The 25794-nt window shown below is 77.0% G+C and carries 18 protein-coding genes, 3 pseudogenes and 2 riboswitches; of the genes and pseudogenes, 13 read left to right on the top strand and 8 right to left on the bottom strand.

Features of this window, described 5'->3' with window-relative positions:
• Nucleotides 1–17 precede the first annotated feature (17 nt).
• Nucleotides 18–2624, bottom strand: coding sequence for an ATP-dependent chaperone ClpB (gene clpB / locus BJ989_RS04270; protein ID WP_179517139.1), 2607 nt, complete (start codon nucleotides 2622–2624; stop codon nucleotides 18–20).
• 209 nt (nucleotides 2625–2833) lie between these two features.
• Here clpB and BJ989_RS18605 point away from each other — a divergent pair, with 209 nt between their 5' ends.
• The 3 genes from BJ989_RS18605 to BJ989_RS04255 are packed head-to-tail and all read left to right on the top strand — an operon-like array spanning nucleotide 2834 to nucleotide 3439.
• Entirely contained in the window at nucleotides 2834–3037 is a 204-nt protein-coding gene (locus BJ989_RS18605; protein ID WP_179517138.1) for a DUF6458 family protein, read from the top strand.
• A gap of 60 nt (nucleotides 3038–3097) precedes the next feature.
• The gene (locus tag BJ989_RS04260) at nucleotides 3098–3247 is read left to right on the top strand and encodes a hypothetical protein (protein ID WP_179517137.1); all 150 of its coding nucleotides are present in this window, start codon (nucleotides 3098–3100) and stop codon (nucleotides 3245–3247) included.
• A 39-nt stretch (nucleotides 3248–3286) separates the two neighbouring features.
• Complete coding sequence (locus BJ989_RS04255) at nucleotides 3287–3439, top strand: hypothetical protein (protein WP_179517136.1); 153 nt, start codon at nucleotides 3287–3289, stop codon at nucleotides 3437–3439.
• On the opposite strand, the gene cobF is transcribed toward BJ989_RS04255, so the two are convergent.
• From cobF to BJ989_RS04240, 3 genes are all read right to left on the bottom strand, one after another.
• Nucleotides 3432–4223, bottom strand: coding sequence for a precorrin-6A synthase (deacetylating) (cobF, locus tag BJ989_RS04250; RefSeq protein ID WP_179517135.1), 792 nt, complete (start codon nucleotides 4221–4223; stop codon nucleotides 3432–3434). The genes BJ989_RS04255 and cobF overlap by 8 nt on opposite strands.
• Nucleotides 4216–7812 (bottom strand): cobaltochelatase subunit CobN, encoded by a 3597-nt coding sequence (gene cobN / locus BJ989_RS04245; protein WP_179517134.1) that lies wholly within the window; start codon nucleotides 7810–7812, stop codon nucleotides 4216–4218. The genes cobF and cobN overlap by 8 nt, the downstream gene beginning before the upstream one ends.
• Nucleotides 7813–8239: 427 nt before the next feature.
• Nucleotides 8240–8941, bottom strand: a complete 702-nt coding sequence (locus BJ989_RS04240; protein WP_179517133.1) for a (2Fe-2S) ferredoxin domain-containing protein — start codon at nucleotides 8939–8941, stop codon at nucleotides 8240–8242.
• 83 nt (nucleotides 8942–9024) lie between these two features.
• Nucleotides 9025–9156, top strand: a riboswitch (cobalamin riboswitch).
• Between BJ989_RS04240 and BJ989_RS18600 the strand changes: the two are divergent.
• The 3 genes and pseudogenes from BJ989_RS18600 to BJ989_RS04225 form a co-directional block, all read left to right on the top strand.
• Nucleotides 9128–9472 (top strand): annotated as a pseudogene (locus BJ989_RS18600) (hypothetical protein); the annotation flags it as partial. It overlaps the preceding riboswitch by 29 nt.
• A gap of 741 nt (nucleotides 9473–10213) precedes the next feature.
• Complete coding sequence (locus BJ989_RS04230) at nucleotides 10214–10822, top strand: precorrin-8X methylmutase (protein ID WP_425490014.1); 609 nt, start codon at nucleotides 10214–10216, stop codon at nucleotides 10820–10822.
• The gene (locus BJ989_RS04225) at nucleotides 10819–12444 is read left to right on the top strand and encodes a precorrin-2 C(20)-methyltransferase (protein WP_343049084.1); all 1626 of its coding nucleotides are present in this window, start codon (nucleotides 10819–10821) and stop codon (nucleotides 12442–12444) included. Before BJ989_RS04230 ends, BJ989_RS04225 begins: the two co-directional genes overlap by 4 nt.
• A gap of 105 nt (nucleotides 12445–12549) precedes the next feature.
• On the opposite strand, the gene cobM is transcribed toward BJ989_RS04225, so the two are convergent.
• Nucleotides 12550–13371, bottom strand: a complete 822-nt coding sequence (gene cobM / locus BJ989_RS04220; RefSeq protein ID WP_179517132.1) for a precorrin-4 C(11)-methyltransferase — start codon at nucleotides 13369–13371, stop codon at nucleotides 12550–12552.
• Entirely contained in the window at nucleotides 13368–14633 is a 1266-nt protein-coding gene (gene cbiE, locus BJ989_RS04215; RefSeq protein WP_179517131.1) for a precorrin-6y C5,15-methyltransferase (decarboxylating) subunit CbiE, read from the bottom strand. The genes cobM and cbiE overlap by 4 nt, the downstream gene beginning before the upstream one ends.
• A 126-nt stretch (nucleotides 14634–14759) precedes the next feature.
• A riboswitch (cobalamin riboswitch) is annotated at nucleotides 14760–14865 on the top strand.
• Between the two features lie 43 nt (nucleotides 14866–14908).
• On the opposite strand from cbiE, the gene BJ989_RS04210 reads away from it, so the two are divergent.
• From BJ989_RS04210 to BJ989_RS04185, 6 genes are all read left to right on the top strand, one after another.
• Nucleotides 14909–17101 (top strand): VWA domain-containing protein, encoded by a 2193-nt coding sequence (locus BJ989_RS04210; protein WP_343049082.1) that lies wholly within the window; start codon nucleotides 14909–14911, stop codon nucleotides 17099–17101.
• Nucleotides 17101–17715, top strand: a complete 615-nt coding sequence (cobO, locus tag BJ989_RS04205; protein ID WP_179517130.1) for a cob(I)yrinic acid a,c-diamide adenosyltransferase — start codon at nucleotides 17101–17103, stop codon at nucleotides 17713–17715. The genes BJ989_RS04210 and cobO overlap by 1 nt, the downstream gene beginning before the upstream one ends.
• Nucleotides 17709–20390 (top strand): bifunctional hydrogenobyrinic acid a,c-diamide synthase/histidinol phosphate aminotransferase CobBC, encoded by a 2682-nt coding sequence (gene cobBC, locus BJ989_RS04200; protein ID WP_179517129.1) that lies wholly within the window; start codon nucleotides 17709–17711, stop codon nucleotides 20388–20390. The genes cobO and cobBC overlap by 7 nt, the downstream gene beginning before the upstream one ends.
• Nucleotides 20391–20547: 157 nt before the next feature.
• Nucleotides 20548–20769, top strand: coding sequence for a CbtB domain-containing protein (locus BJ989_RS04195; RefSeq protein ID WP_179517128.1), 222 nt, complete (start codon nucleotides 20548–20550; stop codon nucleotides 20767–20769).
• 1 nt (nucleotide 20770) lies between these two features.
• Entirely contained in the window at nucleotides 20771–21496 is a 726-nt protein-coding gene (locus BJ989_RS04190) for a CbtA family protein (RefSeq protein ID WP_179517127.1), read from the top strand.
• Nucleotides 21497–21500: 4 nt separating this feature from the next.
• Nucleotides 21501–22469 (top strand): cobalamin biosynthesis protein, encoded by a 969-nt coding sequence (locus BJ989_RS04185; protein WP_343049488.1) that lies wholly within the window; start codon nucleotides 21501–21503, stop codon nucleotides 22467–22469.
• 44 nt (nucleotides 22470–22513) lie between these two features.
• Here BJ989_RS04185 and BJ989_RS18980 read toward each other — a convergent pair.
• Nucleotides 22514–23263, bottom strand: a pseudogene (locus BJ989_RS18980) (cobalt-precorrin-6A reductase); the annotation flags it as partial.
• 240 nt (nucleotides 23264–23503) lie between these two features.
• Nucleotides 23504–24961: pseudogene (locus BJ989_RS18975) on the bottom strand (cobyric acid synthase); the annotation flags it as partial.
• A 321-nt stretch (nucleotides 24962–25282) separates the two neighbouring features.
• Here BJ989_RS18975 and BJ989_RS04175 point away from each other — a divergent pair.
• Nucleotides 25283–25786 carry a DICT sensory domain-containing protein gene (locus BJ989_RS04175; RefSeq protein ID WP_179517125.1) on the top strand — a complete coding sequence of 168 codons (504 nt, stop codon included), beginning with the start codon at nucleotides 25283–25285 and terminating at the stop codon, nucleotides 25784–25786.
• Nucleotides 25787–25794 lie beyond the last annotated feature (8 nt).

The following is a 25794-nucleotide window of genomic DNA, read 5'->3' as shown; positions in this document are numbered from 1 at the left end:
CCCGCGGGCCGTGTCCGTCAGGCCGGCACCACGCGCAGGCCGCTGGTCGCACCGTCGTCGTCACGGTCGACGCGCACCGCTCCGCCGTCGCCGACCTCGCCGCTGATCAGCAGGCGGGCGAGCGGGTCGCCGATGGCCTGCTGCACGAGGCGGCGCAGGGGGCGCGCGCCGTAGGCCGGGTCGTAGCCCGTGTCGGCCAGCCACGTCTTCGCCGCGTCGGTGACCTCCACCGAGATCCGGCGCACGGCCAGCCGCTGCTCGAGCAGGGCCAGCTGCAGGTCGACGATGCGGGTCAGCTCCTCCTTGGTGAGCGCCTCGAAGAGCACGACCTCGTCGAGCCGGTTGAGGAACTCCGGCTTGAAGGCGCCGCGCACCACCGCCATCACCTGCTCGCGGCGGGCCGCGGGGTCGAGCAGCGGGTCGACGAGGTGCTGCGAGCCGAGGTTGCTGGTGAGCACCAGGATCGTGTTGCGGAAGTCGACCGTGCGGCCCTGGCCGTCGGTCAGGCGGCCGTCGTCGAGCACCTGCAGCAGGATGTCGAAGACCTCCGGGTGGGCCTTCTCGACCTCGTCGAGCAGCACGACGGAGTAGGGCCGGCGCCGCACGGCCTCGGTGAGCTGGCCGCCCTCGTCGTAGCCGACGTAGCCCGGAGGGGCCCCGACGAGGCGCGCGACGCTGTGCTTCTCGGCGTACTCGCTCATGTCGATGCGCACGATCGCCCGGTCGTCGTCGAAGAGGAAGTCGGCGAGCGCCTTGGCGAGCTCGGTCTTGCCCGTGCCGGTGGGGCCGAGGAAGAGGAAGGAGCCCGTCGGTCGGTCGGGGTCGGCGATGCCCGCCCGGGAGCGGCGTACGGCGTCGCTCACCGCGGTCACCGCCTCGCGCTGGCCGATGAGCCGGCGCCCGATCACCTGCTCCATCTCGAGCAGCTTGGCCGTCTCGCCCTGCAGCAGCCGCCCGGTCGGGATGCCGGTCCACGCCTCCACGACGTCGGCGATCTGCTCGGCGCCCACCTCCTCACCGACGAGCGGCTCGAGGTCCGCGGTGTCCGCGGACGCGCCGGCCTGCCCGGCGATCTGCTTCTCCAGCTCCGGGATGCGGCCGTAGAGGATCTCGCTGGCCGCGCCGAGGTCGCCCTCGCGCTGCAGCCGGTCGGCCTCGATGCGCAGCTGGTCGAGCTGGCGGCGCAGCTCGCCCTCGCCCTCGAGCGAGGCCTTCTCGCGCTCCCAGCGCGCCTCGAGCCCGCGCAGCTCCTCCTCGGCGTCGGCGAGGTCGGCGCGCAGCCGCTCCAGCCGCTCGCGCGAACCCTCGTCGGTCTCCTTGGCGAGCGCGAACTCCTCCATCTTGAGCCGGTCGACCGAGCGGCGCAGCTGGTCGATCTCCTCCGGCGAGGACTCGATCTCCATGCGTAGCCGGCTCGCCGCCTCGTCGACGAGGTCGATGGCCTTGTCGGGCAGCTGGCGACCGGTGATGTAGCGGTCGCTCAGCGTCGCGGCCGCGACCAGCGCGGCGTCGGTGATGCGCACGCCGTGGTGCGCCTCGTACTTCTCCTGGATGCCGCGCAGGATCTGGATGGTGTCCTCGACGCTCGGCTCGCCGACGAAGACCTGCTGGAAGCGGCGCTCCAGGGCGGGGTCGGACTCGATGCGCTCGCGGTACTCGTCGAGGGTCGTCGCGCCGATCATGTGCAGCTCACCGCGCGCGAGCATCGGCTTGAGCATGTTGCCGGCGTCCATCGCGGAGTCGCCGCCGGCGCCCGCGCCGACGACCGTGTGCAGCTCGTCGATGAACGTGATCACCTGGCCCTCGGCCTGCTTGACCTCCTCCAGCACGGCCTTGAGCCGCTCCTCGAACTCGCCGCGGTACTTCGCGCCGGCGAGCATCGCGGCCAGGTCCAGGCTGAGCACCCGGCGGCCCTTCAGGCTGTCGGGCACGTCGCCGGCGACGACGCGCTGGGCGAGGCCCTCGACGACGGCGGTCTTGCCGACGCCCGGCTCGCCGATCAGCACGGGGTTGTTCTTCGTGCGGCGGCTGAGCACCTGCACGACCCGTCGGATCTCGGCGTCGCGCCCGATGACCGGGTCGAGCCGGCCCTCGCGGGCCTGCGCGGTGAGGTCGACGGAGAACTTCTCCAGGCTCTCGTAGGAGGCCTCCGCGGCCTGGCTGGTCACGCGCCGCCCACCGCGGACGGCCTCGAGCGCCTCGCGCAGCCCGGCCGGGGTGAGGCCGGCGGTCGCGAGGATGCGCTGGGCGCTGGACTCGACGGTCGCGAGCGAGACCAGCAGGTGCTCGGTGGCGACGTAGTCGTCCTGCATGCCGCGCGCGAGGTCCATGCTGCCGGCGAGCACGCGGGTGAGGTTGGCCGTGGCGCCGGGGTGCTGCACCGTCTGGCCGCTGGCCTTCGGCAGCCCGTCGACGGCCGCCTTGGCCTGCGCGGCCAGCACGGCGCCGTCGGCGCCGCAGCGGTCGACGAGCGTGCGGGCGGTGCCGCCGGCGTCGTCGAGCAGCGCCAGCAGCAGGTGGACGGGCTCGGTGGCGGCGTGGCCCGCCGCGGTCGCGCTCAGCTGGGCGGCCTCGATCGCCTCGCGGGCGCGGGTGGTGAAGGTGTCGGGACCGAACTGGCTCATGTCGTGCGTCTCCCCTGTGTCGTGCCGGGCGCGGCCCAGTCTGCCGCGCACCGGGCACAACGCGCGCAGAGTTGAGTCTGTTCCGCTCAACTCTGCCTCAGTGCCGCGGCGGCGTGCGGCGCTGGTCACGCGAGGACTCAGACGCGGCGGAAGTGGGTATCAGGACCGGGATCCCCTCTCGGGACCCCCCAACAAGAAGGAGCTCCGCCGTGGGATACGGAATCGGCATCGCCCTCGTCGCGATCGGCCTCATCCTCGCGCTCGCCGTCCAGGACGCCGTGCCCGGCGTCGACCTCACCATGGTCGGCTGGATCTGCACCGGCGTCGGCATCGTCGCCCTCGTGCTGGCCGCGATCACGATGAACAACAACCGCCGACGCACCGACGTCGTGGAGACCCGCCGGGAGGTCTGAGCCCCGACCCCGGTGGGGCGCGGCGTGTGCGACCGCGCCCCGCCGGGTACCGCTGCTCCCATGACCACCACACCCCTCGAGCCCACGCCCGACCCCGAGGTCGTCCCGAGCGGCGACCCCGCCGGCGTGCCCACGCCGCCCGCACCTCCCGGGCCCGGCGAGGACCCGGGCACCACCCCCGACGTCGAGCCGTCGCCCGCCGGGGTCTGACGCCGCGCCCCTCGGCCGCGGCCTGGTAGGAATGGCCGCGTGGACCCGAGGTACTGGGGGCTGATCGGCCTCGTGGCGTTGGCAGCAGGCGTCGTGCTGCTGCGCTCGGACAAGAAGGTGCTGGGCGGGCTGTGCTTCGTGCTCGCCCTGGCGGCGCTGCCGCTGATGGTGCTGGCGCCGCGGCTCAGCTGAGCGCGGGCACCGGCGCACGGAGCACGAAGGCGTCCATCACCCACCCGGTCTCCTCGCGGCAGGCGACCCGCGCGCGGTCGAGCGCGTCGAGCACGTCGCCGACCCGGCCGGCGACCAGCCGCTCGGACGCGGTGCCGAGGTTGCCGCCCCACCACACCTGCCAGTCGGCGACCCGCAGGTCGGCGAGCGGCGCCAGGTCGCGGTTGAGCATCACGACGAGGTTGGTCTGCCCGGCGTCGACCGCGGCGAGCACGGCCCGCCCGGTCGTCACGTGCACCGGCCGGCCGACGTCGTGCAGCACGAGGCCGTGGCGTGCGGCGAGCAGCTGCACGCTCGAGACCCCCGGCACCACCGTGACCCGCAGCGGCAGCTGCGCCGCGACCCGCTCGAGGACCCGGATCGTCGAGTCGTAGAACGCGGGGTCGCCCCAGACCAGGAAGCCCGGGTCACCGGCGTGCGCGGCGATCGCCTCGGCGTACGCCGCGGCGCGGGCGTCGTGCCATGCCTCGACGGCCCGCTCGTAGTCGGCGGGCGTGGCGGTGCCGCGCGCCGTCCGGTCGCGCGGCGGGTCCACCACCCGCACGAGCGGCGGCCGGGCGTCACCGAGGTGCCGGTCGAGCAGCCGCTCGCGCGCCTCGACCAGCGGGTCGGGCGCACCGCCCCGCTGGGGCTTGTCGGCCACCACGAGGTAGTCGCAGGCGCGCAGCGCGGCCAGCGCCTCGAGCGTCACCTGGTCGGCGCCGCCCGGACCCACGCCGACGACCCGGACGTGGCGCTCAGCCACGGTCCTCGAGGTCGCCCTCGAGCTCGAGGTAGACCTGCTGCATCGCCGCGACCGTCGCCGGGTCGGGCTCGGCCCACAGCCCGCGGTCGGCGGCCTCGTGCAGCCGCTCGACGATGCCGCGCAGCGCCCACGGGTTGGAGGTGCGCATGAAGGCCTGGTTGGCCTCGTCGAGCACGTACTCCTGCGCGAGGGCCTCGTACATCCAGTCGTGGACGACGCCCGTCGTGGCGTCGAAGCCGAAGAGGTAGTCGACGGTCGCGGCCAGCTCGAAGGCGCCCTTGTAGCCGTGGCGCTGCATCGCGGCGATCCAGCGCGGGTTGACCACCCGGGCGCGGAAGACCCGGTTGGTCTCCTCCTGCAGCGTGCGGGTGCGCACGGAGTCGGGGGTGGTCGAGTCGCCGACGTAGGCGCGCGGGTCGCTGCCGGTGAGCGCGCGGACCGTGGCGACCATGCCGCCGTGGTACTGGAAGTAGTCGTCGGAGTCGGCGATGTCGTGCTCGCGGGTGTCGACGTTCTTGGCCGCCACCGTGATGCGGCGGTAGTTGGTGCGCATGTCGTCGGCGGCCGGCGCTCCGTCGAGGTCGCGGCCGTAGGCGAAGCCGCCCCACGCGGTGTAGACCTCGGCCAGGTCGGCGTCGTCGCGCCAGGTGCCCGACTCGACCACCTGCAGGATGCCCGCACCGTAGGACCCGGGCTTCGAGCCGAAGATGCGCGTCGTGGCCCGGCGCTCGTCGCCGTGGGCGGCGAGGTCGGCGCGGGCGTGGGCGGCGACGAAGTTCTGCTCGTCGGGCTCGTCGAGCCCGGCGACCAGCCGCACCGCGTCGTCGAGCATCGCCAGCACGTGGGGGAAGGCGTCGCGGAAGAAGCCGGAGATGCGCACCGTCACGTCGACGCGCGGGCGGCCGAGCTCCTCGAGCGGGACCACCTCGAGGTCGTGGACCCGGCGCGAGGCCTCGTCCCACACCGGTCGCACACCGAGCAGCGCGAGCACCTCGGCCACGTCGTCGCCCGAGGTGCGCATCGCGGAGGTGCCCCACACGCTGAGGCCCACCGAGGCGGGGTAGGCGCCGGTCTCCTCGAGGTAGCGCTGGAGCAGCGAGTCGGCCATCGCCACCCCGGTGTCCCAGGCCAGGCGGGACGGCACCGCGCGGGGGTCGACGGTGTAGAAGTTGCGCCCGGTCGGCAGCACGTTGACGAGCCCGCGCAGCGGCGACCCTGAGGGTCCTGCCGGGACGAAGCCGCCGTCGAGCGCGTGGAGCACGTGGTCGAGCTCGTCGGTGGTGCGGGCGAGGCGCGGCACGACCTGGGTGGCGGCGAACCGCAGGACGCGGCGTACCTCCTCGTCGTCGTGCAGCTCCTCGGCCGCCTGCGGGTCCCACCCGGCAGCCTCCATCGCGACGACCAGCGCCCGGGCCCGCTCCTCGACCTCGTCGACGGCACCGACGCGCTCGGCGCCCTCCTTGAGGCCGAGCGCGGTGCGCAGGCCGGGGACCGCGCCCACGTCGCCGGCCCAGACCTGGCTCGCCCGCAGGATCGCCAGCACGAGGTTGACCCGCGCCTCACCCTCGGGCGGGGCCCCGAGCACGTGCAGGCCGTCGCGGATCTGGGCGTCCTTGACCTCGCACAGCCAGCCGTCGACGTGCAGCAGGAAGTCGTCGAACTCCTCGTCGTCGGGCCGCTCGTCGAGGCCGAGGTCGCGGTGCATCTCCGCGGCGTGCATGAGCGTCCAGATCTCCGCGCGGACCGCCGGCAGCTTCGCCGGGTCCATGGCAGCGATGTTGGCGTGCTCGTCGAGCAGCTGCTCGAGGCGCGCCATGTCGCCGTAGGCCTCCGCGCGCGCCATCGGCGGCACGAGGTGGTCGACGATCGTGGCGTGGGCGCGGCGCTTGGCCTGGGCGCCCTCGCCGGGGTCGTTGACGAGGAAGGGGTAGACCAGGGGCATGCTGCCGATCGCGGCGTCGGTGGCGCAGGCGGCCGACAGCGCGGCGTTCTTGCCCGGCAGCCACTCCAGGGACCCGTGCTTGCCGAGGTGGACCACGGCGTGGGCGCCGAACGAGCGCTCGAGCCAGCGGTAGGCCGCGAGGTAGTGGTGGCTGGGGGCCATGTCGGGATCGTGGTAGATCGCGACCGGGTTCTCCCCGAAACCGCGCGGCGGCTGGATCAGCAGCACGACGTTGCCGGAGCGCAGCGTGGCCAGCACGATCTCCTGCTCGTCGTTCACGAAGAGGCTGCCCGGTGCCTCGCCCCACGTCTCGACCACGTCGTCCACCAGCGCCGCGGGCAGGTCGGCGAGCCACCGCCGGTAGTCGTCGGCCGCGATCCGCACGTGGCTCTCGGTGAGCTGGGCGGTGGTGAGCCACTCCTCGTCCTGGCCGCCGGCGGCGATGAGGGCGTGGATCAGCGCGTCGCCGGCCTCGGTGAGGTCGTCGTGGGCGAGTGCCTCGTGCACCGGCCCGCCCTCCCCGAGGTCGTAGCCGGCCTCCGCCATGCGGCGCAGCAGCCGCACGGCCGAGGCGGGGGTGTCGAGCCCGACCGCGTTGCCGACGCGGGAGTGCTTGGTGGGGTAGGCGGACAGCACGAGCGCGACCTTGCGCTCGGCGGCCGGCGTGCGGCGCAGCCGGGCGTGGCCCACGGCGATGCCGGCCACCCGGGCACAGCGCTCGGGGTCGGCGACGTAGTGCGGGAGGCCGTCCTCGTCGACCTCCTTGAAGGAGAACGGCGCGGTGATGATGCGGCCGTCGAACTCCGGGATCGCCACCTGGCTGGCCGAGTCGAGCGGGGTCACGCCATCGTCGGAGGCTTCCCACTCGGCGCGGCTGCTGGTCAGGCACAGGCCCTGCAGCACGGGGATGTCGAGGGCCGCCATGCGCTCGACGTCCCAGGCCTCGTCGTCGCCGCCCGCGCTCGCCCCGGCGGGGGTGGTTCCGCCCGCGGCGAGCACGGTCACGACGAGGGCGTCGAGGGTGCGGAAGGCGTCGTAGAGCGCGTCGGGCGCGCTGCGCAGCGACCCGGCGAAGATCGGCACCCCGACGGCCTCGCCCGTCGCGTCGACCGCGTCGGCCAGCGCGTGCGCGAAGGCGGTGTTGCCGCTGGCCTCGTGGGCGCGGTAGTAGAGCACGCCGATGCGCGGGAGGGCGGCCTGCTCCGCGGTCGGGGCGGGCCGCTCGGCGCAGCCCCACTCCGGCAGCACCGCCGGGGGCTCGAAACCCTCGCCGGTCAGCAGGACGGTGTCGGAGAGGAAGGCGTGCAGCTGGGCGAGGTTGGCGGGGCCGCCCTCGGCGAGGTAGCGGTGCGCCTCGGCCGCGACCCCGGCGGGGACCGTCGAGAGCTCCATCAGCTCCGCGCTCGGCACCTGCTCGCCGCCGAGCACCACGACCGGCACGCCGGTGGCGCGGACGCGGGCGAAGCCGGAGCACAGGTCGGCCGGCGAGCCCAGGATCCGGCCGACGACGAGGTCGCAGCCCTCGATCACCTCGGCCATCGACTGGTGGCCGGGGCGGCCGGGGTTGGCCAGCACCCAGTCGGCCCCGCTCGCGCGGGCCGACAGCAGGTCGGTGTCGGAGGTGGACAGCAGCGCGATGCGGGTCATCCCCGGGACGCCTCCTCGGGGTTCTCGCCCCAGTGGTAGGTCAGGTCCCGTGGCCAGTGTCTGGCTGGTCGCACCCCCGCGCGGAGCGGTGGTGCGAGGTCACAGTGGCGGAACCGCCCCGGACTGGGCCGCTGGCTGCGCGGCCGGCACCGGGTTCCTGGGTCCCACGAGACGTCGGTGCGCTCACCCTAGGCCACGCCGGCGGGCTGGGTGCCGGGGCTGTCCGCGTCCCGGGGTTGTCGGCGCCGCCGGGCTGTCGGAGTCACCGGTCAGCCGGGGACTCCTGCACTTGTGGCCCGAGAACTCGGGGCACAAGTGCAGGACTCGGCCCACAAGTGCGGCGGCCGCGTCCCCGTACGGGCGTTCGGCGCTCGGTTGCTCGAACGTGCGGACAGCCGCTGCTCGAACGTTCGAGCACCGCTCCGGCTCAGCGCGGCAGCAGCGGCAGGCCCGCCGCGGCGAGGTCGCCGCCCTCGTCCAGCACGGCCGCGACGAGGCGGCGACCGACCTCCGGCGTCACGCCACCGCACCACGCGTCGTCGGGGTGCACCACGACGACCGGCGCGTGGTTGCAGGGCAGCAGGCAGCCGGTGTGGGTGACGAGCACGTCGTCGTCGGTGCACCCGGCCTCGACCAGCGCGAGCACCACCGCCTCCGCGGTCGCGTCCGACCCGCGGGCGGTGCAGCGCGGACCCCGGCACACCAGCAACTGGCGGCGGTGGTGGGTCACCCCCTCCCACGCGGCCGACGTGAGCCCCGGCTCGGCGCCGGTCAGCGGCCGCGCGTCACGGCGTACGTCGTGCAGCGCGGCCGCGTCGAGCTCGCCCAGCAGCCGCGGGGCCACCGCCACCACGGGCCGGTCGCCGGTCCGCTCGCGCCACCAGTGGCCGGCGACGCGACGCACCCAGGTGGCGCCGGGGGCGAGCGGCCCGAGGGAGACCCCGACGACGTCGACCCGTGCGGCACCCGTGTCGGCGAGCCGCGTCAGCGCCCCGGAGAGCGACGGGTCGCCCAGCTGCAGGAAGGCGACCTCGGCCCCGGGCACGGTCGCGGCCAGCCCGGCGAGGTCCGCCCGGGCCGCGACCTCGCGCGCCGAGGCGCCGACGAGGAGGAGCGGGACCGACGTCACGCCGGCGGACGCTACCGCCACCCCGCCGAGGCGTTGGTAGCCTGCCGACGCCAGTCACCCCCGCCCGGGCCACCGGGTGGGGCAGGGAACCCGGTGCGACTCCGGGACTGACGCGCAGCGGTGTGGGCGACGGGCGGGGCACTGAGCCACTGGGACCGACGAGAGGACGTCCTGGGAAGGCGCCCCGTGCCGGATGACCCCGAGTCCGAAGACCTGCTGGCCCCGCGGCGACCGCCGTGCGGTCACCACGGGCTCCGCGCACAGGGCCCCGACCAGGGAGAGACCGTGCTCCTCACCAGCCAGTCCGGACCCGCCCGCCCGGGAGCCGACCGCCCCGGACCCGCCACCCGCACCCGCCCCGACCTGTGCCCCGGCGTCGCCCGGCCGTGGATCGCCGAGGACGGCGCGCTCGTGCGCCTCCGGCTCGTCGGCGGCGCGCTGCCCGCTGCCCGCCTGCGTGCCCTCCTCGCGGTCGCCGAGCGGTGGGGCGACGGCGCGGTGCACCTGACCACCCGCGCCAACCTGCAGGTCCGCGCGCTGCCGCACTCCGACGGACGGCTGCCCCCCGAGGTCGTCGCCGCGCTCGAGGCCACCGGCCTGCTGCCCTCGCGCACCGCCGAGCTGGTGCGCAACGTCGTGGTCTCGCCGCTGACCGGCCTGGTCGGTGGTCGCGCCGACCTGCGCCCGGTCGCGGCGGCCCTCGACGAGGGCTTGCGGTCGGACCCCGTGCTCGCCGGGCTGTCGGCCCGCACCCTCGTCGTGCTCGACGACGGTCGCGGCGACGTGGTCGACCGTGCGTGCGACCTCGGCGTCGTCGCCCTCTCGGCCACCCACGGGCAGCTGCGGGTCGGGTCCGGCTGGGGCCGGGTCGTCCCGCTCACCGGCCCCCGGGGCGCGGCAGCCGCCCTGCTCGACCTCGCCCGCGAGCTGGTCGCCGCGCGGGGTCAGGGCCCCGACGCCCCCTGGCACGTCGAGGAGCTCGAGGCCCCGCTGCCGAGCGACGTCGCCGCCGCCCCGCACCCCGACCTCCCGACGCCCAGCGGACCGCTGCCACCCGGCCCCGTCGCGGGGGCACCCGGCCTGCGCCACCTGGTGGTGCCCGACGGCCGCCTCGACACGGCGTACGTCGACGGGTGGGGGCTCGCGGACGACGCCGACCTCGTCGTCACTCCCTGGCGCGGGGTGGTGGCGCCCGCACCGGCCCGCGACGCGGGGCCGCGCGCGCTGCGGGCGCCGCAGGCGCGCTACGACTACGTGCGGTCGGGGCGGGCGATCTACGACGACAGCTTCGCCACGATCCGCCGCGAGACCCGGCTCGCGCACCTGCCGGCCGACGCCGAGAAGGTCGCCGTCCGGATGGTCCACGGCACCGGGCAGACCGACCTCGTCGACGACCTCGTGGTGCACCCACGGCTGGTGTCGGCGGCCCGCGCCGCGCTCCGGGCCGGCGCCCCGGTCCTCACCGACGCCCACATGGTCGCCTCCGGGGTGACCCGCGCGCGGCTGCCCCGCGACAACGAGGTGGTGTGCACGCTGCGCGACCCCCGGGTGCCCGCCCTGGCCGCGCAGTGGGGCACGACCCGCTCGGCCGCCGCGCTCGGCCTGTGGGGCGAGCGGCTCGACGGCGCCGTCGTCGCGATCGGCAACGCACCCACCGCGCTCTTCCACCTGCTCGAGATGCTGCTGGACGGCGCCCCCCGACCTGCGGCGGTCGTCGGCTGCCCGGTGGGGTTCATCGGCGCCGCCGAGTCGAAGGAGGCGCTCGCCGGGTTCGCCGCCGACCACGGGATCGACGTGCCGTTCCTGACCGTCCGCGGTCGGCGCGGCGGGTCGGCGATGACGGCGTCGGCACTCAACGCGCTCGCCCAGGAGGCGGAGTGAGCGCGTCGACCTCCGGTGCCGAGCTGACTCCCGGGCGGCTCTGGGGCGTCGGCCTCGGCCCCGGGGACCCCGAGCTGGTGACGCTGAAGGCGGCGCGGCTGATCGGTGCGGCCGACGTCGTGGCCTACCACGCGGGGGTCGGCAAGGCCTCCAACGCGCGGCGCACCGCCGCGGGCCTGATCCCGCCCACTGCCGTCGAGGAGGTCCTGCGCTACCCCGTCACCACCGGTCTCACCGACCACCCCGGTGGCTACGCGGGCGCGATGGCCGACTTCTACACCGACGCGGTCGCCCGCCTCGCCGCCCACCTCGAGGCCGGTCGCGACGTGGTCGTGCTGGCCGAGGGCGACCCGCTGTTCTACGGCTCGTTCATGTACCTCCACGACGGCCTGGCCGACCGCTTCACCTGCGAGGTCGTCCCCGGCGTGCCGGCCTTCGCGGCCGCCACGGCCACCGCGGCGCTGCCGCTCGTGCGCCAGACCGACGTGCTCACCGTGCTGCCCGGGACGCTGCCGCAAGGCGAGCTCGCGCGGCGCCTGGCCGACGCCGACGGCGCGGTGGTGATGAAGCTCGGCCGCACCTTCCGCAAGGTGCGCGAGGCGCTCGCGCTGGCGGGCCGCCTGGACCACGCGACGTACGTCGAGCGGGCGTCGATGGCGACCGAGCGGGTGCTGCCGGTGGCCGACGTCGACCCCGACACCGTGCCCTACTTCTCGCTGGTCGTCGTCACCGGCGACTCCCGCCACGGCCCGGGCCGCCGCGTCGCGGAGCAGGCTGCGGGTGGGGCTCGCGGGGGTCGGGCTGGGAACAATTGTGCGCCAGACGACGGTTACCCGGCGGTTGCACAGCCGACTACCGCACAATTGCGCCCACCCGGCACGCCCGCCCCCGCCGAGCTCCTGGTGGTCGGCCTCGGCCCGGGGCCGGCGAACTGGCTGACCGCGGAGGCCGAGCAGGCGCTGGCGGGGGTCGACCACGTGGTGGGCTACGCGCCGTACGTCGACCGGGTGCCGCGCCGCGCGGGCCTGCAGCGGCACGCCTCCGGCAACACCGTCGAGCTCGACCGTGCCCGGCTCGCGCTCGACCTGGCCCGCGACGGCGAGCGGGTCGCCGTGGTGTCCGGCGGCGACGCCGGGGTCTTCGGGATGGCCTCGGCGGTCTTCGAGGCGGCCGACGACCCGGCGTACGCGGGGGTCGAGGTGCGCGTGCTGCCCGGCGTGAGCGCGGTGCAGGCCGTGGCCGCGCGGGCGGGCGCGCCGATCGGCGCCGACTTCGCCGTGGTGAGCCTCAGCGACCGGCTCAAGCCGTGGGCAGTGGTCGAGCAGCGCCTGCGCGCGGTGGCCGAGGCCGACCTCGTGCTCGCGGTCTACAACCCGCGCTCCCGCGCCCGACCCGACCAGGTCGGCCACCTGCAGAAGGTGCTGCTCGAGCACCGCGACCCGGCCACGGTGGTCGTGGTCGGCCGCGACGTCGGCCGGGCCGAGGAGTCGCTCGACGTGACGACGCTCGGCGGCCTCGACCCGACCACCGTCGACATGAAGTGCCTGCTGCTCGTCGGGGCGTCGAGCACCCGGGTCACCGAGGGCGGGCGGGTCTGGACGCCGCGCTACGTCGAGGGCTGAGCGAGGCTGCGTCGACGACGGGCCGGCACTCCCGAGCGCCCCGCGACGCGGTGTCCCTGTCGCCTCCCCAGGTGTCGAGCCCTGGGGGGCGACCGGGGCACCGCGTCACATCCCGGGGGGACGAGAGCCGGGCGGGGCGCCTGACGGTGCGCCGGGACCCGGTGCGTGCTTGGCCGCGCGGTCGCGGGAGGGGGCGTAGAGGTAGGACTCCCCCGCGTCGCGGCCGGCGGCGGCGGGGTCCAGCGCCGGCCCGACGAGCACCACGGCGGCCTGGCGCAGGCCCGCCTCCTCGACCGCGTCGGCGACGTCGGCGAGGGTGCCGCGCAGCACGAGCTCGCCGGGCTGGGAGACCCGGAAGACCACCGCGACCGGGCAGGCCGCGCCGTAGTGCGGCACGAGCCGGGCGGCGAGCTCGCGCACCCGGGTCACCGCGAGGTGGATCGCCAGCGTCGCGCCGGTGCGCGCGAACGCCTCGAGCTCCTCGCCCGCCGGCATCGCCGTCGACCGGGCCTGCGCCCGGGTCAGCACCACCGACTGGGCCAGCAGCGGCACCGTCAGCTCGCGTCCGAGGCGAGCGGCCGCGGCGGCGTACGACGGGACGCCCGGCACGACCTCCCACGGCACCCCGGCGGCGTCGAGCCGCGAGCCCTGCTCGTGCACGGCGGAGTAGAGCGACGGGTCGCCGGAGGTCAGCCGCACGACCTCGAGGTCGTCGGTGTGGGCCGCGACGAGGACGGCCGTGATCTGGTCGAGGTCGAGGTCCTGGGTGTCGACGAGCCGGGCGCCGTCGCGGCAGTGCCCGAGCACCTCCGCGTCGAGGTAGGTGCCGGGGTAGAGCACGACGTCGGCCGCCTCGAGCAGCGCCACGGCGCGCAGCGTCAACAGGTCGGCGGCGCCCGGGCCGGCGCCCACGAAGCGGACGGTCACCGGTCCGCCCCGCCCTGCGAGACGCTCGGTGGCGCGGTCCACGCCCACTGCACGACCGCGCGCGCCGGCGTCCAGCCGGTGAAGCCGCCGATCGCCGATGCGGTCTCGACCGCGACGCGCGTGAGCTCCCCGCCATGTGCGGCACGCTGCGCGGCCAGCAGCGACTCCGTCTCCAGCGTCACGCCGTGCACGACCAGCCGGCCGCCGGGGCGCAGCGCGGCCCGGCACGCCTCGAGCACGCCAGGCGCGGTGGCGCCGCCGCCGACGAAGACCGCGTCGGGCGCAGGCAGCCCGGCGAGCGACTCCGGCGCCCGGCCGGTGACGACCTCGAGGGCGGGTACGCCGAGGCGCGCGGCGTTGCGCGCCACCCGCGCCGCCCGCTCGGGGTGCTGCTCGACCGCGACGGTGCGGCAGGCGGGGTGGGCCCGCATCCACTCGATCCCCACGGACCCCGCGCCGGCGCCGACGTCCCACAGGACCTCGCCCGGACGCGGGGCGAGCCGGGCGAGCGCGCTGGCGCGCAGGTCGCGCTTGGTCAGCTGGCCGTCGTGCTCGTAGGCCTCGTCGGGCAGCCCCGCGGTCCAGCCGAGCGGCACGGGGGGCCCACCCGCGACCTCGAGCGCGAGCACGTGCAGGCGGGGCAGGTCGGCGGGGTCGACGGCCCACGACGACGCCACCCCGTCGACGCGGGACTCGGCCGCGCCGCCGAGGTCGCCGAGCACGTGCAGCCGCGCGTCGCCGAGCCCGACCGAGTCGAGCAGTGCGGCGACCTCGCCGGGGGTGCGCTCGTCGGCGGAGAGCACGAGCACCCGCCGGCCCGGCACCGCCTCGCGCAGGAGGGCGTGGGCATCACGCCCGACCAGCGAGACGACGGCGCACGACTCCGCGGGCCAGCCCATCCGCGCGCGGGCGAGCGCGATCGAGGAGACCGCGGGCACCACCTCGACCGCGGCCGGCCCGAGCAGGCGCAGCAGCGTCGAGCCGATGCCCGACACCAGCGGGTCGCCGGAGGCCAGCGCGACGACCGACCGGTCGGCGTGGCGCTCGAGCAGCGCCGGCAGGCCGTCGCGCAGCGGCCGGGGCCACGGCTCGCGCAGCTGGCCCTCCCGGGACGGCACCGCGGCGAGGTGCCGCTCGCCGCCGAGCACGACGTCCGCCGCTGCCACCCGGGCACGCACCGGCGCGGAGAGGCCCGCCCAGCCGTCCGCGCCGACCCCGATGACGACCAGGCGGTGGTCGGCGGGCTGCGCGGGCTCGGTCACGGGAGGCGACCCTAGGCCACCGCGCGCCCACGACCCTGCGGTGCCGTAGGTTGAGCGGCGCAAGCCACGAGGTGCCCCGAGGCACGCGCCGCCCGCCCCGCGAGCGACGCGGCCGACGGGAGAATCTGGGAAGCCGGTGAGAGTCCGGCACAGGCCCGCTGCGGTGACCGCGGCACGTGCCCCCCGCTGCCCGCAGCGGTCGGGTGGCGTGACCGCGGGAGTCCGAAGACCGGCCTCGCGGCGTCCACCTGACCGGCAGACGAGCGGGAGCCTCTGTGCCAGCGCACTACCCCTTCAGCGCCGTCGTGACCTCCGGGCACGACGACGACCCCACGGACCGGATGGCGCTCGCCCTGGTCCTCACCACCGTCTCGCCCGCCGTCGGCGGCGTGCTGGTGCGCGGCGAGAAGGGCACGGCGAAGTCCACCGTCGTCCGCGCCCTCGCCGCGGTGCTGCCGCCGATCGAGGTCGTGGCGGGCGACCGCTTCTCCTCCGACCCGCACGACCCGCGGGCCACCTCGCCCGACGGCCCCTTCGGACCGGCCCCCGCGGTCGAGACCCGACCGGTGCGCCTCGTCGAGCTGCCCGTCGGGGCCACCGAGGACCGGCTGCTGGGCTCGCTGCACCTGGAGAAGGCGCTGAGCGAGGGCCGCGCCGAGTACGAGCCCGGGTTGCTGGCCCGCGCGCACCGCGGCGTCCTCTACGTCGACGAGGTCAACCTGCTCCACGACCACCTCGTCGACCTGCTGCTCGACGCCGCGGCCACCGGTCGCGCCACCGTGGAGCGCGACGGCGTCTCGGTCGAGCACGACGCGCGCTTCGTGCTCGTCGGCACGATGAACCCCGAGGAGGGCGAGCTCCGCCCGCAGCTGCTCGACCGCTTCGGGCTCACGGTCGAGGTCGCAGCCCCCCGCGACCCGGCGCTGCGGGTCGAGGTCGTGCGCCGCCGGATGGCCTTCGACGCCGACCCCGAGAGCTTCCTCGCCTCGTGGGCCGAGGCCGAGGCCGCCCTCACCGCCCGCATCGCGGCGGCGCGCGAGCGGGTCGCGCGGGTCGAGCTGTCCGACGCCGCGCTGCGCAAGGTGGCCGAGGTGTGCGCCGCCTTCGACGTCGACGGCCTGCGCGCCGACCTGGTCACCGCCCGTGCCGCCGTCGCCCACGCCGCCTGGCAGGGACGCGACTCGGTCACCCGCGCGGACGTCCGCGTCGCGGCCCTGCTCGCCCTGCCGCACCGGCGCCGCCGCACCCCCTTCGACGCCCCCGGCCTCGACGAGGAGCTCCTCGACGCCGTCCTCGGTGACGCGGAGCTCGAGCCCGACCCGACGCCCGACCCGACGCCCGACCCGACGCCCGACCCGACGCCCGATCCGGCTCCGGGTGGCGGTGGTGACGGCACCGGCGAGGCGTCATCCGGGTCCGACGCAGTCGCGAGCGCTCCGCATGACGCGGGTGGCTCCGGCGACGAGGGCGGTGACGGTCGCGGAGCGTCATGCGGTTCCGACGCAGTCGCGAGCGGTCCGCATGACGCGGGCACCGGCACCGGCACCGGCACCGGCACCGGCAGTACGCCGCGCAGCGCGGCCGCGGGCACGCCGTACCGTCCGCGGTTGCTCCGCGTGGCGGGGACCGGTGCGGGCGAGGCGGGTCGGCGCAGCCGCGCGGTGACCGCGAGCGGGCGGCGCACCGGGTCGCGGCCGGCGGGCGAGCGCGACCCGGGCGGGCGCGCAGGCGCCACCGACCTGCACCTGGTCGGCACGGTGCTCGCGGCGGCGCCGCACCAGGGTGCCCGCGGGCGGGTGCCCGGGGTGGGCCGGCTGCGCCTGGCGCCCGCCGACCTGCGGGTCAGCGAGCGGGAGGGCCGCGAGTCCAACCTCGTGCTCTTCTGCGTCGACGCGTCTGGCTCGATGGCGGCGCGCAGGCGGATGGAACAGGTCAAGACCGCGATCCTGTCGCTGCTGCTCGACGCCTACCAGCGACGCGACCGGGTCGGGCTGGTGACCTTCCGCGCCGACGGTGCCGAGACCGCCCTGCCGCCGACGCGCTCGGTCGACGTGGCGGCCCGGCGGCTCGCCGAGCTGCCGGCCGGGGGCCGGACGCCGCTGGCCGAGGGGCTGCTCGAGGCCGACCGCGTGCTCGCGCTCGAGCGGCTGCGCGACCCCCGCCGCCGCCCGCTCCTCGTCGTCGTGACCGACGGTCGCGCCACCCAGGGCGCCGACGCCGTCGCCCGCAGCCGTGCCGCCGCCGACCACCTGGCGGCGCAGCGGGTCGCCTCGGTCGTCGTCGACTGCGAGGCCGGGCCGCTGCGGATGGGCCTCGCGGCCCGGCTCGCCGCCCACCTCGGCGCCGAGCACGTGCCGGTGGCGGAGGTCAGCGCCGACGCGCTCACGGGCGTGGTGCGCGGCGCCGCGCCACGGCGTGCTCACGCCGCCACCGACCACCGCACCACCCGACGCGACGGAGCAGCCTGATGCCGCAGGGACAGCCGCTGAGCGTGCCCGACGACGGGCTCACCACCCGGCAGCGCCGCGAGCAGCCGCTGCTGATGGTGCACACCGGCGACGGCAAGGGGAAGTCGACCGCCGCCTTCGGCCTGGCGATCCGGGCGTGGAACCAGGGGTGGGACGTCGGGGTCTTCCAGTTCGTGAAGTCCGCCAAGTGGCGCATCGGCGAGCAGACCGTGCTCGAGCGGCTCGGCGAGCTGCACCGCGAGACCGGCGAGGGCGGGCCGGTCGAGTGGCACAAGATGGGCGCCGGCTGGTCGTGGTCGCGCAAGGAGGGCTCCGAGGCCGACCACGCGCGCGACGCCGCCGAGGGGTGGGCCGAGGTCAAGCGGCGCCTCGCCGAGGAGCGCCACGACCTCTACGTGCTCGACGAGTTCACCTACCCGATGGCGTGGGGCTGGGTCGACGTCGACGACGTCGTGGCCACGCTGCGCGAGCGCCCCGGGCGGCAGTACGTCGTGGTGACCGGGCGCCGCGCCCACCCCGCGCTGGTCGACGCGGCCGACCTGGTCACCGACATGACCAAGGTGAAGCACCAGATGGACCGCGGCCAGAAGGGCCAGCGGGGCATCGAGTGGTAGCGCTGCCCCGCGTCGTGGTCGCCGCCCCCTCGACCGGCTCGGGCAAGACCACCGTCGCGACCGGCCTGATGGCGGCGCTGCGCCGGCGCGGGCTCGAGGTGAGCGGGCACAAGGTCGGGCCGGACTACATCGACCCGGGCTACCACGCGCTGGCCACCGGCCGTCCCGGACGCAACCTCGACCCGCACCTGGTGGGCGAGGAGCGGCTGGTCCCCCTGCTGCTGCACGGCGCCGGCCCGCTCGCGCACCCGGCGCGCCCCGCCGCCGACGTCGCGGTCGTCGAGGGCGTGATGGGCCTCTTCGACGGCCGGCTCGGCACCGGCGGCCTCGCCTCCACCGCCCACGTCGCGGCGGTGACGCGCTCGCCGGTGCTGCTGGTGGTCGACGTCGGCCGCTCCTCGCGCACGGTCGCGGCCCTCGTGCACGGCCTGGCCACCTGGGACCCGGCGGTCACCGTCGCCGGCGTGGTGCTCAACGGCGCCGGGTCGGACCGCAACACCCGGGAGATCGCCGAGGCCGTGCGCACCGGCGGACCCTCCGGCCGCGGCGTGCCCGTCGTGGGGGTGCTGCCCCGCGACGAGCGGGTGAGCGCCCCGAGCCGGCACCTGGGCCTCGTGCCGGTGGCCGAGCGGGCCGAGTCGGCGGCGGCGCTCGAGGCGCTGGCCGACCTCGTCGCCGCGCACGTCGACCTCGACACCGTCCTCGACCTGGCCCGCACGGCACCCGACCTCGACGCCGCGCCGTGGGCGGCCGCGGCCGAGGTGCGGGCGCCGGAGCACGGCGTACGGCGCGGGTCGGCGCCGGTCGTCGCCGTGGCGGGTGGGCGGGCCTTCACCTTCCGCTACGCCGAGACCGAGGAGCTGCTGCGGGCGGCGGGGTGCGAGCCGGTGGCCTTCGACCCCGCGAGCGACACGGCCTTGCCGGCCGGGACGGCCGGGCTCTACCTGGGCGGCGGCTTCCCCGAGGTGCACGCCGACGCGCTCACCGACAACGCGACCCTGCGCGCCGCCATCGCCGACGCGGTCGCGGCCGGCGTGCCGACGGTCGCGGAGTGCGCGGGACTGCTCTACCTCGCCGAGACCCTCGACGAGCGCCCCATGGCGGGCGCCGTGCCGGCCCGCGCGGCCATGGGCTCGCGCCTGACGCTAGCGTACGACGCCCTCGAGGCCGCGGGCGACTCCCTGCTCACCCGGGCCGGCGAGGTCGTCACGGCCCACGAGTTCCACCGCACCGCGTGCACGCCCGAGGCGCCGGCGGCCGGCTCCGCGCTCGGGCCCGCGTGGCTCGCTCCCGGTCCCGACGGCCCGCGCCCGGTGGGCTGGGCGGGGCCGACGCTGCACGCGGCCTACCCCCACGTCCACTGGGCCGGCCACCCGCAGCTCGCGCAGCGCTTCGCCGACGCGGTGCACGCGCGCGCCGCTGCTCCGGGGGCCGGGCGGTTGGTCACCGCAGTCCCACCAGCCCCACTTGTGGCCCAAGTCCCGCACTTGTCGGCCGAGTTCTCGGGCCACAAGTGCAGGAGTCCCCGGTCGACCGGTGACTCCGACAGCGCGCCGACAGGGGACTCCGACAGCGCGCCAGCCGGGGAAACCGGCAGCCCCGGCACCGCGCCGGCCGACCCGCACTCCGACCCGCTGCGCCACCACGGCGACGCGGAGACCGCACCCGGGCTGGTCGACCTGGCGGTCAACGTCAGCCGGGAGCCGTGGCCGCCGTGGCTGCGCGAGGCGCTGCTCACGGGGCTGGAGGCGGCGACGGCCTACCCCGACCCGACGACGGCCCGGGCAGCGCTCGCGGCCCACCACGGCCGCGACCCCGAGGAGGTTCTGGTGACCGCCGGTGCGGCCGAGGCCTTCGGCCTGCTCGCCCGCCATCGCCCCGGCGGCAGGCCCTGGCGGCGGCCGGTGGTGGTGCACCCGCAGTTCACCGAGCCCGACGTGGCGCTGGCCGAGGCGGGCCTGGTCGCCGAGCACGCCGTCCTGCGCGCGGGAGACGGGTTCACCCTCGACCACCGACGGGTCCCGGAGGACGCCGACCTCGTGGTCGTCGGCAACCCCACCAACCCCACCGGCGTGCTCCACCCCGCGGCCACCCTCCGCGCCCTCGTGCGCCCGGGCCGGCTGCTGGTCGTCGACGAGGCCTTCGCCGACCACGTGCCCGGCGAGCCGGAGTCGCTGGCCGCCGCGCGGCTCCCCGGCGTCGTCGTCGTCCGCAGCCTGACGAAGCTGTGGGCGCTCCCCGGCGTGCGGGTGGGCCACCTGCTCGGCCCGCCCGACCTGGTCGCGGCACTGGCCCGCGCGCAGGCCCCGTGGTCGGTCTCCAGCCTCGCCGCAGCCGCGGCGATCGCCTGCAGCACGCCGCAGGCCAGGGCCGAGCGCGACCGCCGCGCCGCGCTGGCACAGCAGCACCGCGACCACCTCGCCCTCGCCCTGCAGCGGGCCGGCGCGGACGTCGTGCCGGGCGCCGCGCCGTACGTCCTCGCCCGGGTCGGCCACGGCGTCCACGCCGCGCTGCGCGAGGCCGGCTTCGCCTGTCGGCGGGCGGACACCTTCCCGGGCCTGGACGGCGCGTGGGTGCGGGTGGCCGCGCGCGAGCCGGCCGTCAGCGACGCCCTGGCGGCCGCCCTGGCGCCGCTCGTGGGACGGCTCACCCCACCCGGCGGCCCCGTGCCCTAGGGTGCTCCTGCGAGCACGAGGAAGCCGGTGGGAATCCGGCACAGTCGCGCTACTGTGACACCGCCTCCGGCCCCGGCCGCGAGCGGTGGAGTCAGACCCGAGCGCCCGCGAACTCCACCCATCGACCAGGGACGCAGTCATCCCTGAAGGAGGCACCATGTCGCAGGCGACCCCTGCCCTCTCGGCCCCGGCACTGCCGGCCGTCCCCACGATCTCGTTCGCGCAGCTGGGGCCCTGGCTCCTCTTCGCCGGGCTGCTGGCCCAGCTCGTGGTCTTCTTCGTCTCCACCGCGCAGGGTGCGGTCGCCTTCCCCGGCGGCACCGTGCTCCACGAGCTGGTGCACGACGGGCGCCACCTCCTCGGCTACCCCTGCCACTGAGGTGACCCCGCGGACCTTCCTGGTCCACGGACTCCTCGCCGGCCTTATGGCCGGCCTGCTCGCCTGCGGCGTCGCGTACGCCGTGGGCGAGCCGTCCGTGGACGCAGCCATCGCCCTCGAGGGCCCGGCTGGCGACGGCCCGGTGCCGCGCACCGTGCAGCGCACCGTCGGCCTGCTCGTCGGCACCCTCGCGATCGGGCTGGCGCTCGGCGGCCTGGCGGCGCTCGCCTCGGCCGCCGCCGTGGGTCGGCTCGGCCGGCTCTCCCCCGCCGCCTCCACCGCCCTGGTGACCGCGGTGGGGGGCGTGGCCGTCTCGCTCGTGCCGTTCCTGAAGTACCCCGCCACGCCGCCGGCCGTCGGTGACGGCGCGACCATCGGCGGTCGCACCGCCGGCTACTTCGCCCTCGTGCTCGCCTCCGTGGTCGCGGCCGGCCTCGCGCTGTGGCTCGGCCGTCGCCTCCTCGAGCGGAGCGGCGCGTGGGCGGCGGTGGTCGCGCCTGCCACGGCGTACGTCGTGGTGGTCGCCGTCGTCGCCCAGCTGCTGCCCGACGCGGCCGGCGTGGGCGGCTTCCCGGCCGACCTGCTGTGGGACTTCCGGGTCGGCTCGCTGGCCACGCTGGCGACGCTGTGGGTCGCGCTCGCGGCGGCGCTGTCGGGGCTGGTCGGGCGGTCGTGGGCGGGCGAGGTCGCCGCGGCGGAGCGACGCGCGCTCGCGGCGTCGCTGTGAGGGCCTGCTGAGCCCGGACCGGTCGCGTGCGGCCGGACTGCTGCTCGGCCTCGCCGCCGACCGGTGGCTCGGCGACCCCGAGCGCGGCCACCCGGTGGCCGCCTTCGGCCGGCTCGCGGCGGCGCTCGAGCGCCGCTGGTGGGCCGACTCGGTGCTCCGCGGCCTCGGCCACGCGCTCGTGCTCACGGGGGGCACCGCGCTGGCCGGGGTCGCGGTCGAGCGCGCCACCGCACGCCACCCGGTGACCCACGCGGCCGCCACGGCGGTCGCGACCTGGGTGGTGCTCGGCGGCACGACCCTGGGCCGCGAGGCGGCCGCGGTGGAGGGCTTCCTCGAGGTGGGCGACCTCCCGGCCGCGCGCGCCCAGGTCGGACGGATCGTGGGCCGGTCGACCACGGCGCTCGACGAGGCGGGCGTCGCCCGGGCCGCGGTGGAGTCCGCCGCGGAGAACACCGCCGACGCGGCCGTCGCGCCGCTGCTGTGGGGGGCGGTCGCGGGCGTGCCCGGCCTGCTCGGCTACCGCGCCGCCAACACCCTCGACGCCATGGTCGGCCACCGCTCGCCGCGCCACGACCGCTTCGGGCGTGCCTCGGCCCGCCTCGACGACCTGCTGAACCTGCCGGCCTCGCGCCTGACCGGGGCGCTCGCCGCCGGCCTCGCGCCCACCGTCGGCGGCCGCCCTCGGGCAGCGCTCGCTGCCTGGCGCCGCGACGCGGCCGCGCACCCCAGCCCCAACGCCGGCGTGGTCGAGGCGGCCTTCGCCGGGGCGCTCGGGGTCGCGCTCGGCGGCGAGACGCCCTACCCCTACGGCACCCAGCACCGCCCGCTGCTCGGCGCCGGCCCGGCGCCGGGCGCCCATGACGTACGCCGCGCGGTCGCGCTCTCCACGCGCGTCCAGGTCGCCGCGGGGCTGGCCTGCGCCGCGCTGGCTGCGCGCCGAGGCCGGTCGTCGGAGTCACCGGTCAGCCGGTGACTCCGGCACTGGGGGGCCGAGGACTCGGGGCACAGGTGCAGGAGTCACCGGTCGACCGGTGACTCCTGCAGCACCGTCAGCACCCACTCCCGCGCGGCGGCGACGTCAGGGACGCAGCGCACACCGGTCGGGTCGGTGGGACGGCGGACCACGACCACCCCGATCCCCAGCTCGTCGGCCGCGTCGAGCTTGGCGCGGGTGTGGTCGCCGCCGGAGTCCTTGGTGACCAGCACGTCGGCACCGTGGCCGAGCAGCAGCCCGCGCTCGCCGTCGCGGGTGTAGGGGCCCCGGTCCAGCAGCAGCCGCCACCCGCGGGGCAGCTCGCCCTCGGGCGGGTCGACGACCCGGGCGAGCACGTCGTGGTCGCGCAGCGGCTCGACGAAGCGGGCGAGCGACTGGCGACCGATGGTCAGCAGCGGCCGTCGCCCGAGCCGGGCGGCCGCCGCGGCGGCCTCGTCGTGGTCGTCGACCCAGTGCCAGCGCGCGGCGCCCGGCTCCTCCCGCCACCCCGGCCGCGCGAGCCGCAGCAGCGCCACGCCCTCCTCGGCGCAGGCGCGGGCCGCGTGCTCGGTGATGCCCGCGGCGAAGGGGTGGGTGGCGTCGACGACGCCGGCGTACGCCTCCTCCCGCAGGTGCGCGCGCAGCCCCTCGACGCCCCCGAACCCACCCAGCCGCACGTCGCCGACCGGCAACCGCGGGCGAGCCACCCGCCCGGCGAGGGAGGAGACCACGTCGACGCCGTCGTCCACCAGCTGCCGGGCGAGCTCGCGCGCCTCGCCCGTCCCGCCCAGCACGAGCACCCGCGGCGCCCGGCCCTGCCGTGCTCGCCCGCCGCCCGCGCCTCCCGTTGCGTCATGCGGTCCCGACGCCACTGCGCGCGGATCGCATGACACACCACCGGAGCCGCCACCCGCGCCTCCCGTTGCGTCATGCGGTCCCGACGCCACTGCGCACGGATCGCATGACGCACCACCGCGAGCCGACCCGCGCGAGGCCCCCGGCTCGAGCAGCGGCAATCCCGCCGGCGCACCGGACAGCGCGAGGTCGAGCAGCGCGTCGACGTCGAGGTGCTCCTCGACCAGGTCGCCGAGCAGGTCGAGCCGGGCCTCGCGGGCCGCCTCGAAGCGCACCCCACCCGGGACGTACGCCGCGCCGGCGGCGGCAGCGGCCCAGGCCAGGAACGCCTCGCGGAACCCGTCGGACTCCAACGACCCGTGCCACAGCGTGCCGCAGACCGAGCCCGCGCGCGCCCCGCCGAGGAACTCCTCGGCACCCTCGCCGCGGGTGACGCGGCCGTGGTGGATCTCGTAACCCGTCACCTGCTGCCCCAGCGCCGATCCCCGCGGGAGCCGCAGCACCTTGTCGGCTGCGAAGTCGGTGACCACGTCGAGCAGCCCGAGCCCGGGGACGACCGTGCCGGGGGCGCCCTCGACGCCGACCGGGTCGCGCACCTCCCGGCCCAGCAGCTGGAAGCCGCCGCAGATGCCGAGCACCGGGCGGCCCGCGGCGGCGTGCGCGCGCACCGCCTCGTCGAGCCCCCGCTCGCGCAGCCACGCCAGGTCGGCGACGGTCGCGCGGGTGCCGGGCAGCACCACGAGGTCGGCGCCGCGCAGCCCGCGGGGGTCGGAGACGAAGGTGACGTCGACCCCCGGCTCGAGCCCGAGCGCGTCGACGTCGGTGAAGTTCGAGATGCGCGGCAGCCTCACCACCGCCACCCGCAGCGCCTCGCCGTGGGGGTCGCGCGAGCGGCGCCCCTCGAGGTCGAGCGCGTCCTCGCTGTCGAGCCACAGCCCCGGGTGCCAGGGCAGCACGCCGTACGTCGGGCGGCCGGTGAGGCGGGCGAGCTCCGCCGTGCCGGGGGCCAGCAGCGACGCGTCGCCGCGGAACTTGTTGACCACGAAGCCGGCCACCAGTGCCTGGTCGGCAGCCTCGAGCAGCGCGACCGTGCCGTGGAAGGCCGCGAGGACGCCGCCGCGGTCGACGTCGCCGACCACCACCGTCGGGAGCCCGGCGTGCCGGGCCAGGCCCATGTTGACGTAGTCGCTGCGGCGCAGGTTGATCTCGGTCGGCGACCCGGCGCCCTCGGCGACGACGACGTCGTGGCGCGAGGCGAGGTCCTCGAGCGCGGCGAAGGCGGCGTCGCGCAGGTGGCGGCGCCCGGTCGCCCAGTCGCTGCTCGACACCGTGCCTCCGGGGTGGCCCATCACGACCACGTGGCTCGCGCGGTCGCCTCCGGGCTTGAGGAGCACGGGGTTCATCGCCGGCTCCGGCTCGACGCGGGCGGCCCGCGCCTGCACCCACTGCGCGCGCCCGACCTCGGCCCCGACGCCGGGGCGCGCGGGGTCGGCGCAGACCATCGAGTTGTTCGACATGTTCTGCGCCTTGAAGGGCGCAACTCGCACCCCGCGGCGCACCAGCGCGCGGCACAGCCCGGTCGTCACCACGGTCTTGCCGGCGTCGGAGGTGGTGCCGGCGACGAGCAGCCCCGGCAGCCGCCGGGGCAGCGCCGCGGGCCAGGACCCGGCCGCCCCTGCCGCCGCCCGGTGCGGCTCGGACGTGGTCTCGGGCACGGGCTCGGGCACGGGCACGGACGCTCCTTCCGGGTGGCGCAGGCGCAGGGTCCGCGCAGGCGATCCGCAAGATCCTCTCAGGACGCCCCGCGCGGGCCGCGGGCCGTGCCAGGATCCGTCTCGGGCCCGGCCGCCGGGGAGGGACGGCCGGGCCCCGCACTCTCCTCACCCCTGCGGTGCAGTCCGCGCGGGGGCTCCACGAAAGCGCCCCACCAGCCCCGTGCGCCACCTACGCTGGTCCGCGTGAGCACGCCGTGGACGGTGCTGGCCCCGCGAGGCGAGCCGCAGACCGCACCCAAGCGGAGCCTCGTCGGCGTCAGCCGCGACCTCGAGGGCGTCGCCCTCGGGTCCCCGGGCGCGACCCTGCACACCACCCTGCAGCGCGTCGAGCACCTGACGACGCTCACCGAGATGGTGTGGCGCCGCCTGGCGGGCCGCAGCGTGCCCGTGCACGCCTACGGCGTCGGGCTGACCGGCCGCGACGACCTGACCTGCGTCGCGGGGCTGCACCTGCACGAGCTGGACCCCGACGAGCAGCTCGTGCGCGAGTGGAACGTGCTGGTCCTCTCGCGCGACGGCTCCGCCGGTCTCGCCGCCGAGGAGGTGGCGCCCGCCGAGGCCGACCCCGCGGCGCACGCCGGTGGGGTGCCGCTGCGCGACGGGGACCGCCCCTTCCGCTGGGTCACCACCGAGCGCGACGCCGACGTGCGCGCCGCCGTCGACACGCTCTGCCACCTCGCCCACTGACGCGGGGC

Origin of the sequence: Nocardioides perillae (assembly GCF_013409425.1) — a bacterium.
Taxonomy (GTDB): domain Bacteria; phylum Actinomycetota; class Actinomycetes; order Propionibacteriales; family Nocardioidaceae; genus Nocardioides; species Nocardioides perillae.
Note: the sequence above shows the minus strand (reverse complement) of the source record. Positions and strands in the feature narration are given on the sequence as shown.

Bases quoted from the DNA above. Each gene is read 5' to 3' on its own strand.
- clpB (WP_179517139.1), bottom strand. From the start codon at position 2,624: ATGAGCCAGTTCGGTCCCGACACCTTCACCACCCGCGCCCGCGAGGCG.
- BJ989_RS04260 (WP_179517137.1), top strand. From the start codon at position 3,098: ATGACCACCACACCCCTCGAGCCCACGCCCGACCCCGAGGTCGTCCCG.
- cobN (WP_179517134.1), bottom strand. From the start codon at position 7,812: ATGACCCGCATCGCGCTGCTGTCCACCTCCGACACCGACCTGCTGTCG.
- cobO (WP_179517130.1), top strand. From the start codon at position 17,101: ATGCCGCAGGGACAGCCGCTGAGCGTGCCCGACGACGGGCTCACCACC.
- BJ989_RS04195 (WP_179517128.1), top strand. From the start codon at position 20,548: ATGTCGCAGGCGACCCCTGCCCTCTCGGCCCCGGCACTGCCGGCCGTC.